This window comes from Bartonella vinsonii subsp. berkhoffii ATCC 51672 (assembly GCF_902825225.1).
Classification (GTDB): Bacteria; Pseudomonadota; Alphaproteobacteria; order Rhizobiales; family Rhizobiaceae; genus Bartonella; species Bartonella berkhoffii.
In genome coordinates this window covers 1-389 of record NZ_CADEAK010000327.1, presented here as the reverse complement: position 1 = coordinate 389, position 389 = coordinate 1, and the positions used below count along the sequence as shown (strand labels likewise).

General features: G+C 39.1%; 1 protein-coding gene. It reads left to right on the top strand.

Annotated features, from left to right (window positions below; translation table 11 throughout):
* The coding region (locus J7R10_RS09470; protein WP_208436544.1) for a type IV secretion system protein at positions 1 to 389 on the top strand (389 nt) is incomplete at both ends.

The window sequence follows — 389 nt, the reverse complement described above, 5'->3', positions numbered from 1 at the left end:
ATTTCCTCAAAAACAATAGCTACAATTACGCCCTTTGTATCAATCGGTATCACAATCGCTTTCATCATCTATGGATGGCTCATCATTCGTGGCGCTATAGATATGCCTCTCTCCGGATTTGTAAATCGGTTCCTACGGATAAGTATTATTACTTCAATAGCTATTACCACAGGACTTTATCAGAGTGAAATTGCCAATTTGATAACACAAATGCCCTATGAGTTATCAAAAGCGCTCATAACAGATCCACTCAATGATACACAATTAATGAATCTACTGGACACAGCAGCAACCAAAGGATTTCAATATGCAGGACGTCTTTTCCAAGAAACCGTCTTCTTCGAAGCCAATGGACTGCTTTACAGTCTTTTAGGCATCATCATCTTGCT